This window comes from Deinococcus aerius (assembly GCF_002897375.1).
GTDB classification, from domain to species: domain Bacteria; phylum Deinococcota; class Deinococci; order Deinococcales; family Deinococcaceae; genus Deinococcus; species Deinococcus aerius.
Window position 1 is genome coordinate 45,667 of sequence record NZ_BFAG01000021.1, and the last position, 16,357, is coordinate 62,023.

The 16,357-nt window shown below is 69.5% G+C and carries 12 protein-coding genes, 1 pseudogene and 1 CRISPR repeat array; of the genes and pseudogenes, 8 read left to right on the top strand and 5 right to left on the bottom strand.

Annotation, left to right across the window (positions count from 1 at the left end; all coding sequences use genetic code 11):
* Positions 1-352 precede the first annotated feature (352 nt).
* On the bottom strand, positions 353-850 hold the full coding sequence (locus DAERI_RS20610) for a GNAT family N-acetyltransferase (protein WP_103131321.1): 498 nt from the start codon (positions 848-850) through the stop codon (positions 353-355).
* A gap of 148 nt (positions 851-998) precedes the next feature.
* Between DAERI_RS20610 and DAERI_RS20615 the strand changes: the two genes are divergently transcribed.
* The 6 genes from DAERI_RS20615 to DAERI_RS20645 all read left to right on the top strand — a co-directional run bounded on the left by DAERI_RS20615 (position 999) and on the right by DAERI_RS20645 (position 7,138).
* The gene (locus DAERI_RS20615; RefSeq protein ID WP_103131322.1) at positions 999-2,447 is read left to right on the top strand and encodes an NAD-dependent succinate-semialdehyde dehydrogenase; all 1,449 of its coding nucleotides are present in this window, start codon (positions 999-1,001) and stop codon (positions 2,445-2,447) included.
* Between the two features lie 421 nt (positions 2,448-2,868).
* Entirely contained in the window at positions 2,869-3,396 is a 528-nt protein-coding gene (locus DAERI_RS20620; protein ID WP_103131340.1) for an RNA polymerase sigma factor, read from the top strand.
* Positions 3,393-4,064, top strand: coding sequence for a hypothetical protein (locus tag DAERI_RS20625; RefSeq protein WP_103131323.1), 672 nt, complete (start codon positions 3,393-3,395; stop codon positions 4,062-4,064). Before DAERI_RS20620 ends, DAERI_RS20625 begins: the two co-directional genes overlap by 4 nt.
* 259 nt (positions 4,065-4,323) lie before the next feature.
* A complete protein-coding gene (locus DAERI_RS20630) occupies positions 4,324-5,040 on the top strand; it encodes a hypothetical protein (protein ID WP_103131324.1) in 717 nt (238 codons plus the stop codon).
* 69 nt (positions 5,041-5,109) lie between these two features.
* Entirely contained in the window at positions 5,110-6,039 is a 930-nt protein-coding gene (locus DAERI_RS20635) for a type I phosphomannose isomerase catalytic subunit (protein ID WP_103131325.1), read from the top strand.
* Between the two features lie 280 nt (positions 6,040-6,319).
* Positions 6,320-7,138 carry a DUF4142 domain-containing protein gene (locus DAERI_RS20645; RefSeq protein WP_165794311.1) on the top strand — a complete coding sequence of 273 codons (819 nt, stop codon included), beginning with the start codon at positions 6,320-6,322 and terminating at the stop codon, positions 7,136-7,138.
* Here the strand turns inward: DAERI_RS20645 and DAERI_RS22955 are convergent.
* A pseudogene (locus tag DAERI_RS22955) lies at positions 7,139-7,711 on the bottom strand (universal stress protein).
* A gap of 466 nt (positions 7,712-8,177) precedes the next feature.
* Between DAERI_RS22955 and DAERI_RS20660 the strand changes: the two are divergent.
* Entirely contained in the window at positions 8,178-8,669 is a 492-nt protein-coding gene (locus DAERI_RS20660; protein ID WP_103131330.1) for a hypothetical protein, read from the top strand.
* An 83-nt stretch (positions 8,670-8,752) separates the two neighbouring features.
* On the opposite strand, the gene DAERI_RS20665 is transcribed toward DAERI_RS20660, so the two are convergent.
* From DAERI_RS20665 to pulA, 3 genes are all read right to left on the bottom strand, one after another.
* Positions 8,753-9,478, bottom strand: coding sequence for a hypothetical protein (locus tag DAERI_RS20665; protein WP_201262804.1), 726 nt, complete (start codon positions 9,476-9,478; stop codon positions 8,753-8,755).
* 561 nt (positions 9,479-10,039) lie between these two features.
* Positions 10,040-10,459 carry an Hsp20/alpha crystallin family protein gene (locus DAERI_RS20670; protein ID WP_235610496.1) on the bottom strand — a complete coding sequence of 140 codons (420 nt, stop codon included), beginning with the start codon at positions 10,457-10,459 and terminating at the stop codon, positions 10,040-10,042.
* Between the two features lie 290 nt (positions 10,460-10,749).
* Positions 10,750-14,196, bottom strand: a complete 3,447-nt coding sequence (pulA, locus tag DAERI_RS20675; RefSeq protein ID WP_103131332.1) for a pullulanase-type alpha-1,6-glucosidase — start codon at positions 14,194-14,196, stop codon at positions 10,750-10,752.
* 74 nt (positions 14,197-14,270) lie between these two features.
* Here pulA and DAERI_RS20680 point away from each other — a divergent pair, with 74 nt between their 5' ends.
* Positions 14,271-15,296 carry a branched-chain amino acid aminotransferase gene (locus DAERI_RS20680; protein WP_305791387.1) on the top strand — a complete coding sequence of 342 codons (1,026 nt, stop codon included), beginning with the start codon at positions 14,271-14,273 and terminating at the stop codon, positions 15,294-15,296.
* A 292-nt stretch (positions 15,297-15,588) separates the two neighbouring features.
* Positions 15,589-16,354: direct repeats of the CRISPR family, unit length 37 nt; unit sequence ATTTCAGTCCCCTAACGTTCGGGGAAATCGTTGAAAC.
* Positions 16,355-16,357: the final 3 nt, after the last annotated feature.

Consider the following 16,357-nt stretch of genomic DNA (forward strand, 5'->3'; position numbering starts at 1 on the left):
CCAGCGCGACCTGGATTCCCAGGAGGGCGAGCAGGGCGCTGTAGGTCGCCCCGCCCTGAACCGCCCGCGCCACCTCGTCGAGCAGGAGTTTGCCGATGTAGAGGTTGGCGGCGGGGAGGCCGCTACTCAGCAGGCTGGTCAGCGCGTACAGGAGGCTGTGCCGGGGACTCGCCGCCCAGACGAGCCGCAGGGTCTGGAGGAGGTCCGCCGACCGCTTCCCGAGCGAGGCGCTTTCGCCGGGCGGCGGGGGCCGGAGGGGACGGGGGGGAGAGCTGATCATTGGGCCCAGTGTTGCGCGGCGGGGGAGGGGGCACGGTGGGATGCTCCTCACTTGCCCTCATGGGGGCTGCTGTCAGTCGGCGGGCGACCGCGACCAATACTGCGCCTCCGCGCCCGAGAACGTGCCGTCCCGCTCATGCACGAAGCCCAGTTTGGTCAGGACGCGCTGCGAGGCCGCGTTGTGGGGCCGCACGATGGCGACGATCCGCTCCAGCCCCAGCGGCCCGAACCCATGCCGGAGCGCGGCTTCCCCCAGTTCAGTCGCAAACCCGCGCCCCCAGGCGGGCCGACCCAGGTAGTAGGACAGTTGCACCTCCTGAGTTTCTTCGAGAGGTTCGAGTCCGCCGTGCCCCAGAAACGCCCCCGTGGCCTTCTCGATGACGGCGTAGGGTCCGAACCCGTGCTTGGGCCAGAGCCCAGCCTTGCCCGAGACGTAGGCCCGGCTCTCCTCGGGAGTTCGCGCCACGCCCAACCACGTCACGTTCGGGTCGCTGTCAATGACCGCGTAGTGCGCGTCGAGGTCGCTGACGAGCAGGGGACGCAGCAGCAACCGTGGCGTTTCGAGATTCATGGTTCACGGTAACGCCGGGGTGGAATGAGGGGGCGAGTGCCGCCCTTCCCATGCCGATGAGTGGAAAGCACCGCGTCAAGGAAGGGGTTTCTCATGCCCGCCGACGGCCGGGACGCGAAGCTGAGCCGTTCAGAAGGGAGACTTTCTCATGACTGCGGACACCCAGCACCCCGACAAGACCGCGAGCGACTCGGCCAACCGCCCCTTTGCCACCGTCAACCCCTACACGGGTGAGACGGTGCGCGAGTTCCTCTTCCTCGACAGTTCGGAGGTCGTCCCGACCGTCGAGCGGGCGCACCAGGCGTACCTGTCCTGGCGGGAGCCCCCCGCCTCCGAGCGGGCGGAGGTCGTGCGCCGCGCCGGGGAACTCATGCTCGAACGCACCGACGAGCTCGCCGCCCTGGTCACGCTGGAGATGGGCAAGCTGATCCGGGAGGCGAGGGGCGAGGTGGCGCTGGCGGCCTCCATCCTGCGCTATTACGGCGAGCAGGGGCCGGAGTTCCTGAAGCCCGAGCCCTTGAAGGTGGACCGGGGCGAGGCCGCCATCGTGAACGCGCCCCTGGGCGTCATCCTCGGCATCGAGCCCTGGAACTTCCCGCTGTATCAGGTTGTGCGCTTCGCCGCCCCGAACCTTGTCGTGGGGAATACCGTGCTGGTCAAGCACGCCGAGATCTGCCCGCAGTCGGCGCTCGCGCTGGAGCGGCTCTTCCGGGATGCGGGGGCGCCGGAGGGCGTCTACACGAACGTGTTCCTCCGCATCCCCGACATAGAGACCGTCATTGCCCACCCCGCTGTACAGGGCGTGGCACTCACGGGCAGCGAGCGGGCCGGGGCGAGCGTGGCCGAGATCGCGGGCCGCCACCTCAAGAAGTGCGTTCTGGAACTTGGGGGCAGCGATCCCTTCATCGTGTTGGACGACGTGGACCTCGACAAGGCGGTGAAGGCGGCGGTGGCGGGGCGGCTGGGGAACACCGGGCAGAGCTGCGTGGCGGCCAAGCGGCTGATGGTCGTGGAGGGGCTGTACGACGAGTTCGTGGGGAAGCTGGGGCAGGCCTTTGCCTCGCTCCAGCCGGGCGATCCCGCCGACCCCTCCACCCGCCTGGGGCCCCTCTCGTCGGAACGGGCCGCGCGGGACCTGCTCGCCCAGGTGCAGGACGCGGTGGAAAAGGGCGCGACCGTCGTGACGGGGGGCGGACGGCCCGACCTGCCCGGCGCGTTTGTCGAGCCCACGGTGCTGACGGGCGTGCGGCCCGGAATGCGCGCCTACTCCGAGGAACTGTTCGGCCCCGTCGCCGTCGTGTACCGGGTGGCGAGCGAGGACGAGGCCGTCGAACTCGCCAACTCGTCGCCCTACGGGCTGGGCGGGGCGGTGTTCTCAAACGACCTGGAGCGGGCGCGGCGGGTGGCCGACCGCCTGGAGAGCGGCATGGTGTGGATCAACCACCCCACCTCGTCGCAGGCGGACCTGCCTTTCGGTGGTGTCAAACGCTCCGGCTACGGCCGCGAACTCTCGCCGCTGGGCCTGTTCGAGTTCACCAACCGCAAGCTCGTCCGCACCCTGCCCGCCGAGTCGGGGGTGGGCCGGGTGGCGGGCTGACCCGCGGGGCTTTCGGGTGGAATCGGGTGGGTGCGTTCCCCACCCTATGCCGACCCGAAAGCCCGATTTACACGGCATGTTCCGGGTCTGCCGCAACGTCTGATACGGTGGCCGTCCCATCCGTTCTCGAAGCGGCGCTGTCCCGCTTCGATCACTCCTGTCCCGGCAACCCTCAACGTTCCTGCTTGCTCCGCTCAGGTTGAACCGTTCTAAAACCTGTTCAACCGGAACTCATCCGAGAGGGCTGGCTGCGGACGACCCCTCGGTCCGCCTCGCGGACAGCTCCCCTCGAGGGGAGCCCGGTGAGGTGGCGCGCAGGGCCGGACTCGCAGGGCTGCTTGCAGAGGAGGTGCTGTGTCCACCTTGCACCGTGGGTGGCCCCGCGTCCCCTCCGGCAGTGTACGCTGGGGTGCGGGTCATCATGGATGAAGAGGTCCTCCTGATGGGGCGGGTGGCGCAGGGAGACGGTGAGGCGCTGGCGGAGCTGCACCGCCGCATTGGCCGCCACGTCTATGCCGTGGCCTACCACCTGCTGCGTCACCGCGAGGAGGCCGAGGAGATCGTGCAGGACACCTTTGCGCGGGTGGCGCGGGGGGCGGGGTCATACCACCCCGAGCTGGGCTCGCCCCGCGCGTTCATCTACACGGTCGCGCGGAACGCGGCCCTCTCGCAGTTGCGCGCCCGGGGAGCCCGGCCCGTCACGGTGGACCCCGGGGAGCTGCCCCCCGACCACCTGGAGGCGCCCGCCACCGACCTGGAGACGCGGGTGGCCGTGCAGTCGGCGGTGGAACACCTGAAGGGTGGCGATCAGACGCTCATCCTCGATGCCTTCTTCGACGGGCTGAGCCACCCCGAGATCGCGGCCAAGCGGCACCTGCCCCTGGGAACCGTCAAGTCGCGGCTGCGGCGCGCGCTCCAGGCGATGCGGGAACGGCTGGAGGGCACATGAACGCCAGAGAACCCGCCGCCCACCCGGACGAGGCCACCCTGCGCGCCTATGCCCTGGGTCACCTCGACCCCGCCCGGGAGGAGGAGGCCGAACGGCACGCGCTGACCTGTGCCCGCTGCGCCGCCCGGGTCAGTGCCTGGCGGGACGACCTCGTGGCCGCCGTCGAGGCGCTCCCCGCCCCGGCCCGCCTGCCCCCGCTGAGGATGGAGGCCAGCCGGCCCCCCCGCCGCTGGGCGCCGCCGCATCTGGCCTGGGCCGCCGCCCTCGCCGGGTTGCTCGCGCTGGCGGGGACGGGCTGGGGCGGCTACCAGACCTCACGGCTGGCAGAACTTCGGGCCGAGCAGGCCCAGGTGACCCGCTGGCTCGCGCGGCCCGACCTGCGCGTTCTCACGCTGCGGAACACGCGGCGGGAACCGAGCGGGCGGGCGCTCACCCTGCCGGGCGGGCGGACGCTGTTCGTGTTGCCCGACGCCCCTCCCGGACAGGTGTACGTCGCGTGGGTGGCGCGGGACTGGCACCTGGGCGACCCCATGCAGCCCGCCGGGACGAGCCGCCGCGGGGTCTTCGAGGTGAACCTCGGCCCCAACGATTACCTGTGCCTGAGCCTGGAAGCAGACGAGACCCTTCCCACCGGCCCCACCCGGGTGCTGGGCTGGGCCTTCCTCTGACCGGAGGGCTGTGGTCCCGGTGTTGATGTTTTGCCGCGCTAACCAGGCGTTTGCGCTCCCCTTCTCTCGTAGAGGAAGGGGATTTTTTCTGTCTAGAGGGCCCTTTCCACCGGCTTGACCGCCCGGCACGTGAACAACTGCCCGCACCTTCTCGCCCCCCGGCTTCTGGCGAGTCGCCCGGCCGGGAGCCCATCCGGCCTCGCCCAGCGGCCATGCATCCATTTGCCCCCGCCGCGCGTTTCATGGGGTGGAGGCCACCATGTCACGAATCCGCCTGACCGCCGCGCTGCTCACCCTCTCCTGCCTGGGCCTGGCCCGCGCCGCCGACCTGGGGGTGCGCCAGGACCCGAAACTGGGCACCATCCTGCAAGACAGCCGGGGCATGACGCTGTACCTGTACACCAAGGACACTCCGGGGGTGACCAACTGTTACGACCAGTGCGCCGCCGCGTGGCCGCCCCTGCTGGCGACCGAGTTGCCGGGGCTGCCCGCCGGGATGCCCGGCAAGCTGAGCCTGGTCACGCGCAAGGACGGCAGCAAGCAGGTGGCGTACAACGGCTGGCCGCTCTACTTCTGGGTGCGGGACACCAAGCCGGGCCAGACGACCGGCCAGGGCGTCGGCAAGGTCTGGTACGCGGTGAACCCGGGACCGGCGGTGCAGGTCGCCACCCTGGGCACGCTCGGGAAGGGGCTCGTCGCCGCGAACGGGATGACCCTGTACCTCTACACCAAGGACACCAAGAACGTGAGCAACTGCTACGACCAGTGCGCCGTCGCCTGGCCGCCGCTGCTGACGGCGTACCAGCCCACGGGCTCCGCCGAGGTGCAGAAGCACCTGGGGACCACCACCCGCAAGGACGGCTCCATGCAGGTTACCTACGACGGCAAGCCGCTGTACTTCTGGGTGCGGGACCAGAAGCCCGGCGACACGACCGGCCAGAACGTCGGCGGGGTGTGGTTCATCGTCCAGCCCTGAGCGGGGGCGGTGAGGCCCGGGCCGCTACGATGGGGGCGTGAACCCGCTCAGATCGGCCCGGAGGCACGAGTGAACCCGCTGCGACTGGAACCGCGGCTGGCGGCCCGGGTGTGGGGCGGCACCCGCCTGGGGCGCGGCGAGGACGGCCAGCCCATCGGCGAGGCGTGGGTGCTGCACGAGGACAGCCGGGTGCGGGGCGGGCCGCACGATGGGCGCACCCTGGGCGACCTCGCCGCCGAGTTCCCCGCCGAGCTGCTGGGCACCCGCGCCCGGGGAGAGCGCTTTCCGCTGCTCATCAAGCTGCTCGACTGCGCCGAGTGGCTCAGCGTGCAGGTCCACCCCGACGACGAGCAGGCCGCGCGTCTGGTCGGGCCGGGCGAGCTGGGCAAGACCGAGGCGTGGTACATCCTGGAGGCGCGGCCCGGGGCGCAGCTCATCGCGGGGGTGCGGGAGGGCACCTCGCCGGGGGAGTTGCGGTCGGCGATCCTGGAGGGCCGGGTGATGGAGCACGCGGCCTACCAGCCGGTGGGGGAGGGCGACACGGTGTTCGTCCCCGCCGGAACGCTGCACGCGCTCGGGCCGGGCCTCTTCCTGTACGAGGTGCAGCAGACCTCGGACACGACCTACCGCGTCTACGACTGGGACCGCCCGGCGAGCGCGGGGCGCGCCCTGCACCTGAAGGAGAGCGCCGAAGTCACGACGACGCGGCCACCCCAGTGGCGCCCGGCCCAGCCGCTCGAACCCGGGGAGAGCCGCGAGTTGCTCCGCAGCGACTACTTCGTGCTGGAGGGGCTGCGCTGCGGTCCCGAGCCCCTGGAACGGGACACCCGGGGCGAGAGCTTCCATGCCCTGACGGTGATTCAGGGGCACGGCACGTTGCACGCTGCCGGAGAGACGCTGCCCCTGGCGCCGCTCGACACGGTGTTGCTGCCCGCCGGGGTGGGGGAGTACCGCCTGGAGGGCGAGTCGGTTCAGGCCCTCGTCTCGCGCCTGCCCTGAAGAGCGTTGGGAGAGGCTTGGGAACAGGCTTCCTGAGCCTCGAGCATCCACCAGCGGATCGGCCGGCCCATGCGCTCTTTCAGGTGGCCTGCGCCGCCCCTTCGGCGCAAGCTCGGGGAGCGGCAGGGGGAGGATGAGAGCCCCGGCAAAGGCCTTTCATGGGATAGGGGGGCGGGGTGGGCAGAGGGTGAGCGGGCTCTCCTGGAGCCTTCACCCCGCGCGGCAGCCTCCAGCCGAGCATGAGGGTGGAACCGTTTCGACATCCCCCTCAGGAGGGCTCATGAACCGCAACCCTGTTCCCCGTTGGAAGCCTCTTGTCCTGGGCCTTGGCGCCGCGTTGGCCCTGGGAACGGTCACGCTCGCCCAGCAGGGCGGACCGACCTCCACCGGAACCCCGCCCAGTTCGGGTACCGCGCCCGCCCCGACGGTTCCGTCCACGACCACTTCGGAAACTTCCGGCAGCGCTGTGGCAGCCTCCCCGGCGGTGCTGTGCGGACTGACCGGGCAGGAAGCGGGCAGGGGCGCGGCGGGGGGCACGGCCACAGGCTCCGGGGGAACTGGCGGCACGTCAGGCAGCACGGGAGCGGCTGGCGCGGGGCCGGGCACGGGGAACGGTTCTGCGGGCGCGGCCACGGGCAGCAATACCAGCGGGGCGCGGCTGAGTGGGGTGGACACCTGCTTCGCCCAGCAGGCGGCCCTGAGCGACCTGTTCGAGTTGCAGTCGTCGCAACTCGCGGCGGCTCAGGGGGGCAACACCAGGGTCAAGGCCTTTGCCCGGCAGATGATCCAGGACCACACCCGCACCAGCCAGCAGCTCGCGTCGCTGGCCCCCCGTCTGGGTCTGCGGCTGCCCACCGCGCTGGAGGGACCCAAGCTGGCGGAAGTGGCCGCGCTGCGGGGCCAGCAGGGAGCCGGGTTCGACCGCGCCTACATGGTCGCCCAGGTGAACGCGCACGAGCAGGCGGTCAACCTCTTCAGCGCCTACAGCAAGCTGGGCGGGGCCAATGCCCAACTGAGGGCCCACGCCACCCGGTCGTTGCCCGCCCTGCAAAAGCACCTTCAGGCGGCCCGCGAGCTGCTTCGGGCCGTCGTTCAGTAGTCAGGGCACGGGCAGGGGCACTCTTCCCCAGGTGGGCCAAACCCTGGCCGAACGGGTTTTGCCCTGTTCAGCCGGGATTTCGCCCGTCTGCCGTGTTGCGGCGTCCCGTTGGCTGCGTCTGGCGGCAGCCGTGGGGGCGCGCACCAGCAACACCGGAACCCTGACCCTGCGGAGGACGGCGCCCGCCACGCTGCCCAACAAGAAGTGCGCCAGGCCGCTGCGGCCATGGGTACTCATGACCACCAGGTCCACGCCCGCGCGCTCGGCCTCGTCCGCAATGACCTCCTCAGTGGGCCGCCCGCCGGACTCCAGGCACACCGCCCTCGCCCCGGGGAAGGCGAGTTCCCGGACCCCGCCCACGAGTTGCTCGCTGTCCTCCAGGAGCCGCCTGCGCTCCTCCTCTTAGTCGAAAGCGTAGGCCGCGCCCTCCGCGAGGACGCCCGTGGGGGGCGGCGGCACGACATATACCAGCTTTAGCGAGCTGCCGTACCGGCGCGCCAGGTCCGCGGCGTAGGGCAGGGCGAGATGGCCGAGGGGGCTGCCGTCGGTGGTGACGAGGATGTGCTGGAACATGCCTTCCTCCCTCACCCCAGCCTGAGCGCCGTCGGTGACAGGCCCATAACCGGCGGCTGGGGAGGGGCGGGGGCAGTCACGGGAGACCGGGCGGGAAGGAGCGTCTTTTCTGTCTGCGCGAGGACGAGCGGCGCCCGTCACCCCGCTCCAGCCCTCCGCAAGCTGCTCTGGGAGGCTCCCGCAAGGGGAGGGGCAACAGTGAGCCTGCCAGGGAGGGCATTTCTGCTGTTTCCAGGGCGTCAAAAAGGTGGGGCGGGGGATGTGGGACACCGGGTGTCCCAGCCGGTCCAGGGTTGCCCGCCCGTGTTCAACACTTCACGAAGAGTTGAGGAATGCCCCGGGCTAAGTAACCTTCATGCAGTTGAGAGGCAGTCGGGAGCGCGACCCCTCAGACTTTCTGGCGTTGGTGGGCCAGGTTGCCGGGGCTTCACGCGCCTGTGCCCAAACCCCACGAAGGAGGACAGACATGAGCAGCATTCAAGAAACGATAGAGGACGTGAAGGGGGCCGCCCAGCGCATGGGAGGCCGCATGGAGGGCATGGCGGCCCTGCGGGAGCTGACCAGGGAGATGTCCAAGCAGCACGCCACCTCCACCGCCCTGCTCGCCAAGCAGCACAAGGAGTTGCAGCAGGTGCGGCACGAATTGGAGGCCTTGCGCAAACAGCGGTCCTCCGGGGGCGGCTTTCCCTGGGGCTTGCTGCTGCTCGCCGGGGGGGGCTACGCCCTGTACCGCTCGAATCCCTCCTTCCGCGAGCAGGTTCAGGGCCTCCTGAAGCGGATCAACCCCGGTCCCGAGGGCAACCTGGCCCGGGCGGGGGACGCGGCGGGGGACGCCGTTTCCGACCTTGCCGAGGGCCGGAGTCCGGGCGCGGCCCTGCACGATGCGGGCGGCGAGTTGAAGCGCGGGGCGGAAAAGGCCGTCGACAACGCGAAGGACAACCTGCAAGGTTCCAGGTAACGTTCGGGCAAACGTGGGGGACCTGAAGTTCTCGCCTGGGGTCCCCACTCCTTTTGTTCGCCCGCAGGGTGACGGCGCGGCCCTCAGCCCGGGAGCAGCCCCGCGAGCGGGTCACGGCCATCCCACGAGCCGCCTGCCGCCAGAATGGCAAATCGCGCGAAGAGTTCCTCCCGGTACCACCCCTCGCGCCGGGTGCGGGCGATGACCTCGCGGTGGCCCGCCTGGCCGTAGGCGTAGGCCCGCATGCTCGCCGTGTCGCGCCAGAGGCTGAAGGTCGCCTGGTGCAGCAGCGGGAACTCACCCAGCCCCAGCGAGGCCAGCAGGCCGGGCTGCCCGTGGAGCCCCTGCTGCGAGGTCGGCACCGCTCCCCAAAAGGCGGTCAGCCGCGCCGGGCGCAGGGTGGCCCGGGTGAGGACGGCGAGCGGTCCCCCGGTGTCCTCCCCCCCGGCCGGCGCTGGGCCGAAGGGTTCCACTCCGCCCCAGCGCCCATGCCAGCGGACGGGGCGCAGCACCAGCGTGTAGCTCTCGTCCACCAGCCGCGCCTCCCACCGCCGCCACGGGCTCGCCTCGAAGCGCTCCAGTGCCGCGCGCGACGACCACACCGCCAGCCTCGCCCAGCGCCGCAGGTCGGCCCCCAGCGTGAGGTCCGCGCCGCGGCCAGTCCCCAGCAGCCGGTAGAACGTCAGCCCGGGCACTCCCCGCAGGTGCAGGTGATCGGTGCCCATCTTGCCGAAACCGCGCCACACCGAGCGCCCGCCGTAGCGGTGGAGGGTGAGGCTGACGACCGGATCGGGGGGAGCGGGCCGCACCCGTCCAGTGTAGGTCGGCGCCCGGCTCCCGGGGGGCAGGAGCACGGGCGCGCCAGGGGTCCCGAAGTGTCACGTCACACCGCCCTCCGCCCGGTGGAGGGTGTCTCCACCTACGGGGTGCCCGACGCGGACGAACTGGCGTGCAGCAGCCCAGGCGCGGCACGCTGGGGCAGCGCGCGGCGGTGGCGGAACTCCCCACCGGGTTGGCCCGCCACCACCAGTGCTGCACCTCATACGGATTCGGGTTGAACCGTTTTTAGAACGGTTCAACCCGAGCGGAGCGAGCAGGGCTGTCCCGCTTCGATCACGGATGGGACGGCAACCGTACCACCTGCCATCCCTCCAGCGCCGATCCACTGAGGGCTAACGCAATGTGGCGCGTGCGTCGTTCAGACCCATGTACTCTTGCAGATCGGCTGAGTCTGCCCCATTTTAAGGCGCTGGGTCACGGCGGTGGTGGTCGCGGCTGGCCGGGCCTGGGCAAGGCGAAGCATGGGCGTCACCCTCAGGGGTGCGTGCGGAAAGAGCGCCAGCCGCTGGGGACTGGCGCTCCTTGCGGGGTTAACCGATGGTCTTGACTGAGTTGCCCCGCTTGATCTCGACCTTGCGCGTTCGGGCCTCCGCCGCCTTGGGGATGGACAGGTGCAGCAGGCCGGACTCCAGGTTGGCGTCCACCTGATCGGTCTCCACCTTCACGGGCAGGGTCAGGCTGTACTGGAACTCCCCGCTGGGCAGGGTCTTCACCCAGTAGCGTGTGCCCGCCGCGTTGCCGGAGTTGTAGCGGCCGCGGATATACAGGGTGCGCCCCTCGACCTGGACATCGAGGTCCTCGGGCTTGATGCCCGGCACCGCGAGGTCCACGGCGACGTGGCTTTCCGTCTCATACATGTCGAGGGGGAAGCGCGTGCCCCCCAGCGCTGGCCCGGCGAGGTCACCGATAAAGCGGTCAAGAGCAGGCCAGAGAGAGCTGGGAGTCGGCATCACGTCCGGACTCCACTGGGTTACACCGGTGCTGGATGTAGGTACGAGTGCCATCATTCACCTCCAAGCCTTTCTAACGTGTGGGACGCTCTTTTTCTATTCCCGCCCCACACCTACGCATATAAAACATGCGCGCTAGTTTGTCAAGAGGGCTGAGCGGGGAGGGGCGGAGGTATCTCCCCGAGCCCCGCCTCACGGTCCTGCGGGGTGCGGGACGGCTCGACCCCTCCCCACGAGGAGGAGGGGTCCGGCTCCAATCGCTCCCTCTCTCCGGCCGGGGGTTCCCCCGCCTACTTCCCCACGAAGACGGCGGTGGTGAGGGCGGGCACGCTGACGGTGTTCCCGCTGGAGCGGCTGGTCTTCACGGTGGGGTCGGTGCTCGCCTGCAAGGCCGGGTGCAGCGTGAGGTTCAGCCCGGTCAGGCTGGGGTCACTCAGGTTGACCGTGTTCCCGCTCCCGTTGAACACCACGACGATGTTGCGGTAGGGGTTGGTCGCGCTGACCTGTCCGCTGAGCCTCATCCCGATTACGCCGGGCGTCTGGCTCGGGCCAGTGTTCAGGAACCGGAGAGCCTGCCCGACCTGCTGGGCCGTCTCCAGGCGGAAGAGGCTGGACGAGTAGCGGACGCGCAGCATCTCGCGGTAGTGGTCGAAGGCACGCTGCATCTCCGCGGTGTCCGGTCTCAGGGCCGTGTTCCCCAGCAGGGTGCGGTACAGCGGCCAGTTCGCCTCGTTCTTCTCGGCGGGCGGGAGGCCCCGGCCAAAGCCGTTGTCCCGCAGGGTGAAGTCCAGGTCGTTGAACCAGTCGCCGGAGTTGTAGGAGTCGGTGTCGAAGCTCTTGGAGCGCAGGATGTCGTCGCCCGCCTGGCTGAAGGGGAGGCCCTGCCCCAGCAGCACGACGCTGTTGGCGAGGTTCTGCATTCGCGTCCGCTCGGCGGGCGTGGCGTTCACGGGCGCCTTGAGCAGCACGGCGTCGTACAGCGTCTGGTTGTCGTGTGCGGAGACATAGGTGATTGCCTCGCGCGGGCTGGCCGTGTAGCCCGTGGGCGAGCCGTTGTAATCCACCTGCGAGCCCTTCACCGTCTGGCCCTGGGCATTCGTGAAGGTGTAGTCGCGCAGGTTGCCCGTCAGCCCCACGCGAACCTGATCGGCGAGGCGCAGCGCCTTGGCCTTGTCGGTATTCCCCGCCTGCCCGTTGGGCAGCACGAACAGGCCCGTGGCGAAGCCCTGCTCCTGAAGGCCGCCGAAGGGGTTCCCGCCCCGCACCGCGTCGCGCAAGCGGTCGTTGAAGGTGCCGATGCCCTGCCCGAACAGGCCCTGCTGGGTCGCGTTCACCCCGCGCTTGCCCCCCTGCACCTCGCCGAAGTCCCAGCCCTCGCCGTAGAGGTAAATCTTCTTGCCGTCCACGCCGTCCTTCTGCGGCGTCAGCGCGTCGAGCGCCTGCCGAACAGCCCGCATGTCCGCGACCATGTGGTGCCCCATCAGGTCGAAGCGGAAGCCGTCCACCCGGTACTCGCGGGCCATCAGGACCAGAGTGTCCACCATCAGCCTCCGCATCATGTTGTGTTCCGTGGCGGTGTTCGAGCAGCAGGTGGAGTTCTCCACCCCGCCGTTCACGTTCAGGCGGTGGTAGTAGCCGGGCACGATCCTGTCCAGCACGCTGCGCTCGTCCTGCCCGCTCGCGCTCGTGTGGTTAAACACCACGTCCTGCACGACGCGGAGTCCGGCATTGTTCAGCGCCATCACCATCTGGCGGTATTCCCGCGTCCGCTGGTCCGGGTTCACCGCGTAGCTGCCCTCGGGGACCATGTAGTGGTACGGGTCGTAGCCCCAGTTGTAGGCGTCCTGGTCCCTCACCGCCGCGACCGCCTTCTGCTGCTCCTCGCTGTTCGGCGGGAACCCCGAGAGGTCGCCCGGCGTCTTCCACTGCCCCCTGTCCTCGTTGATCGTGGCGATATCGAAGGTGGGGAGGAGGTGGACGGCCCTCAGCCCCGCGTCCGCCAGGGCCTTCAGGTGCCGCATCCCATTGCTGTTCGCCTGGGTGAAGGCGAGGTAAGTGCCGCGCTGGGCGGCGGGCACGGAGGCGTCGGCGGCGCTGAAGTCGCGCAGGTGCAGCTCGTAGAAGCTGAGGTCACTCACCGTGGCGAGGGCGGGCTTCTTCAGCGCCTCCCACCCGGCGGGCTTCTGGGAGGCGTCGTCCAGGTCGGCGAGGACGCTGCGGGTGCTGTTGGGAGTCAGCGCGACCGAGTAGGGGTCGGTGACGAGGTTCGTCTCGACCTTCCCGGTGCTCGGCGCGAAGACCCGCACCTCGTAGCGGTAGGGCTGGCCCTTCCAGCCCGGCTCGCCCTGCACGCTCCACACGCCCTGGGCATTCCGGGTCATGGGGACGGTGCGCTCGGGTGTGCCCAGCCGCAGCCCCACGTCCTGGGCGGTCGGCGCCCACAGCCGCAGGGTGGGACGGTTCCCCTGCCACGTCACCCCCAGCGGCCCGCCGTACGTGTACAGGTCGTCGAGCGCCCAGGCCGTCTGCACCCCCGTCGCGTCGATCAGGGTCCCGTCGGGCAGGGCGCTGCTCACCGCGAGCTGGCCGCGCAGGGCATCCGGCACCCTCGCGCGGTCCTCCTCCCGCACCTGGAGGAGGGCGTAGTCGGCGAGGTACGGCGCCTTCGCCTTCAGCGCGGGGGTCAGCCCCCCCTCCACCTCGTTCAGGGTGAGGGTCGTGCCGCCCTCCACCCCCGCCGGGGTCAGCTTGAGGCTGGCGTCGGGCGCGGCGTGCAGGGTGAGCAGGGCGCCGGGCTGCACCAGCGTCCTCTTCACCGCGACCAGGTCGCGGCCCAGCATGATCGCCTGCTGCTGGTTCAGGTTGCCCACGACCTTCACGGACGTGTCCGGGCGCGTCGTGAACACCGTCGTGTTGCCGCTCACGATCCAGGCCTGGTTGCCCTGCGCGGCGTTCAGCGTCATGTCCGGCCCCGGGTCCTTCTCGTCCCCCTTGTGGACGATGAAGTTCAGCTTCTTCCAGCCTTGTTTCATGGGCACGTCCCAGTACACGCCGAAGGAGTTCTTGCCCGTCTGCGGCAACGGCTTGGTCCACTCGACTTGGGCGGTCGTGTCCTCCCACACATGCAGGCCCCAGCCCTCGTACTTGCCGTCGGGGCGGTAGTAGTTGATGCGGGCCGTTCCAGCCGGGACCGGGGGATCACTCAGGGCGGCGGGCGCCCCGTACGCGAACTCGGCCTGCCCGCTCGTGACCGTCACCTCGCGGCCCTTGCTGGGGTCGGCGAACATGTCGGGGCCGGGGTCCTTTTCATCCCCCTTGTGGACGATGAAGCCCACCTTCTGCGCGCCCGCCTTCAGCGGCACGTCCCAGTACAGGCCGCCCGCGTCCCGCCCGGTGGGGGGCAGGGGTCTGCTCCATTCCACCGTCGCCGTCGTGTCCTCCCAGACATGCAGGCCCCAGCCGTCATACTGCCCGTCGGGCCGGACGTACCGCACCCGCAGCACATTCTCGGGGATGGGGGTCGCCGCGCTGCTGGAAGGGGGCGCGGCCTGGGCGATCAGGCTGCCCGCGGCCTTGCGGAAGGGGTTCTGGCCCAGGCTGGCCGGGCTCTCCACCCGGGTTGGCGCGAGTGTCTCCGGGCGCGGGGAGGAGGAGCGCGCGGCTTCCACCGGGAGGGTCGTCTGCGCGACCGCCGCGGCAGACAGCGCGACCGTCAGGAACGTCGTGAGGCGTCTCATGGTTGGGAGAATTGTAGCGGTTCCACACTCCCCGGGCTGCGTTCCCGCCGCGCGCCTTTGGGATAGGGTGAACCATGATGACGGTCAAGGACATCGACTGGCGGACGCTGGGCTTCGGCTACATCAGGACCGACCTGCGCTACCTCTCCCACTGGCGGGAGGGGGCGTGGGACGCGGGCACGCTGACGGAGGACAACCGGCTGCACATCAGCGAGGGCTCGGCCGCCCTGCACTACGGGCAGCAGTGCTTCGAGGGGCTCAAGGCCTACCGCTGCCGCGACGGCTCGGTCAACCTGTTCCGGCCCGACCAGAACGCGGCCCGCATGGCGCGCAGTTGCGCGCGGCTGCTGATGCCCACGGTTCCCACCGAGACCTTTATTGAGGCCTGCCGCCAGGTCGTGCTCGCCAACCTCGACTACCTGCCGCCCTACGGCACGGGTGGGGCGCTCTACCTGCGGCCCTTCATGATCGGCGTGGGCGACAACCTGGGCGTCCACAGCGCGCCCGAGTTCCTCTTCTCGATCTTCTGCGTGCCGGTGGGCGCCTATTTCAAGGGGGGCCTGACGCCCACCAACTTCGTCGTCTCGCGCTACGACCGCGCCGCCCCGAATGGGACGGGTGCGGCCAAGGTCGGCGGCAACTACGCCGCCAGCCTGTTGCCCGGACGGGAGGCGAAGGCACGCGGTTTCGGCGACGCGATCTACCTCGACCCCGAGACCCACACGAAGATCGAGGAGGTCGGCTCGGCCAACTTCTTCGGCATCACGCGGGATGGCCGCTTCGTCACCCCGCGCTCGCCCTCGATCCTGCCGGGGATCACCCGCGCCTCCCTGCTGCACCTCGCCCGCGAGCGGCTGGGCCTGGATGCGCGGGAGGACGACGTGTACGTGGACCGCCTGGGCGAGTTCAGCGAGGCCGGGGCCTGCGGGACCGCCGCCGTCATCACGCCCATCGGCGGCATCCAGAACGGCGACCACTTCCACGTCTTCTACTCCGAGACCGAGGTGGGTCCGGTCACCCGCCGCCTGTACGACGAGCTGACGGGGATTCAGTTCGGGGACCGGGAAGCGCCGGAGGGCTGGACCCTCAAGGTGCAGTAATTTGGCTTCCTGCGCCGGGTCGCGTCGGCAGAACTGTCTGCCCTCAACCCCAGAGCCCGGAGTGAGGGCATAGCCCACTCCGTACCAACCAAGTACCCGGACGAGGCTCCCGGCGCAGGGGCACGGTCAATGCCAAGAGGTGCGTATTGCAGTCGCCTACCGTTCGGGGAGGCCGTTGGGATCGGCTCTGACGCTCCTTTCCGGTCGTTCTACTGGGAATGTCGGCCCCCTAACGCTCGGGGAAGTCATAGAAGTTTCCGTAGAGCTTGGCACTCACGATATCGCCGCCGTTATTTCAGTCCCCTAACGCTCGGGGAAATCGTTGAAACCAGGTCGTCCTCGGAGACACCCACGATGAACTTAATATTTCAGTCCCCTAACGCTCGGGGAAATCGTTGAAACTTCCCGGTGACGCCGACCGCATCAACGGCGGTGTGAAATTTCAGTCCCCTAACGCTCGGGGAAATCGTTGAAACCGCAGGAGCGGCGCCACGTCGCGCGTGTGAATGTCCTCGATTTCAGTCCCCTAACGCTCGGGGAAATCGTTGAAACCGATGGCAGCGTGATTGGTCTCCTCGCCGCTGAACTTATTTCAGCCCCCTAACGCTCGGGGAAATCGTTGAAACCGGTTGCCTTGACCATCTTCTGCATTGTGATGACAATTTCAGTCCCCTAACGTTCGGGGAAATCGTTGAAACTTGGAGCAGAACGCCGCGCTTCTCGCCACCGTCTCATTTCAGTCCCCTAACGTTCGGGGAAATCGTTGAAACGCGCTGGCGAGACTCGCGCGGCGGGCGGGGCTGAAATTTCAGTCCCCTAACGTTCGGGGAAATCGTTGAAACGGATGTAGGCCAGGGCGAGGGGGAGCGTTAGGCGGATTTCAGTCCCCTAACGTTCGGGGAAATCGTTGAAACCATCTCGTCGCTACGCTGACTCCCGCTCTGAAGAAATTTCAGTCCCCTAACGTTCGGGGAAATCGTTGAAACAGGTTGTAACGGTCGGGTTCGACCATGAGCGTCCGATTTCAGTCCCCTAACGTTCGGGGAAATCGTTGAAACGGG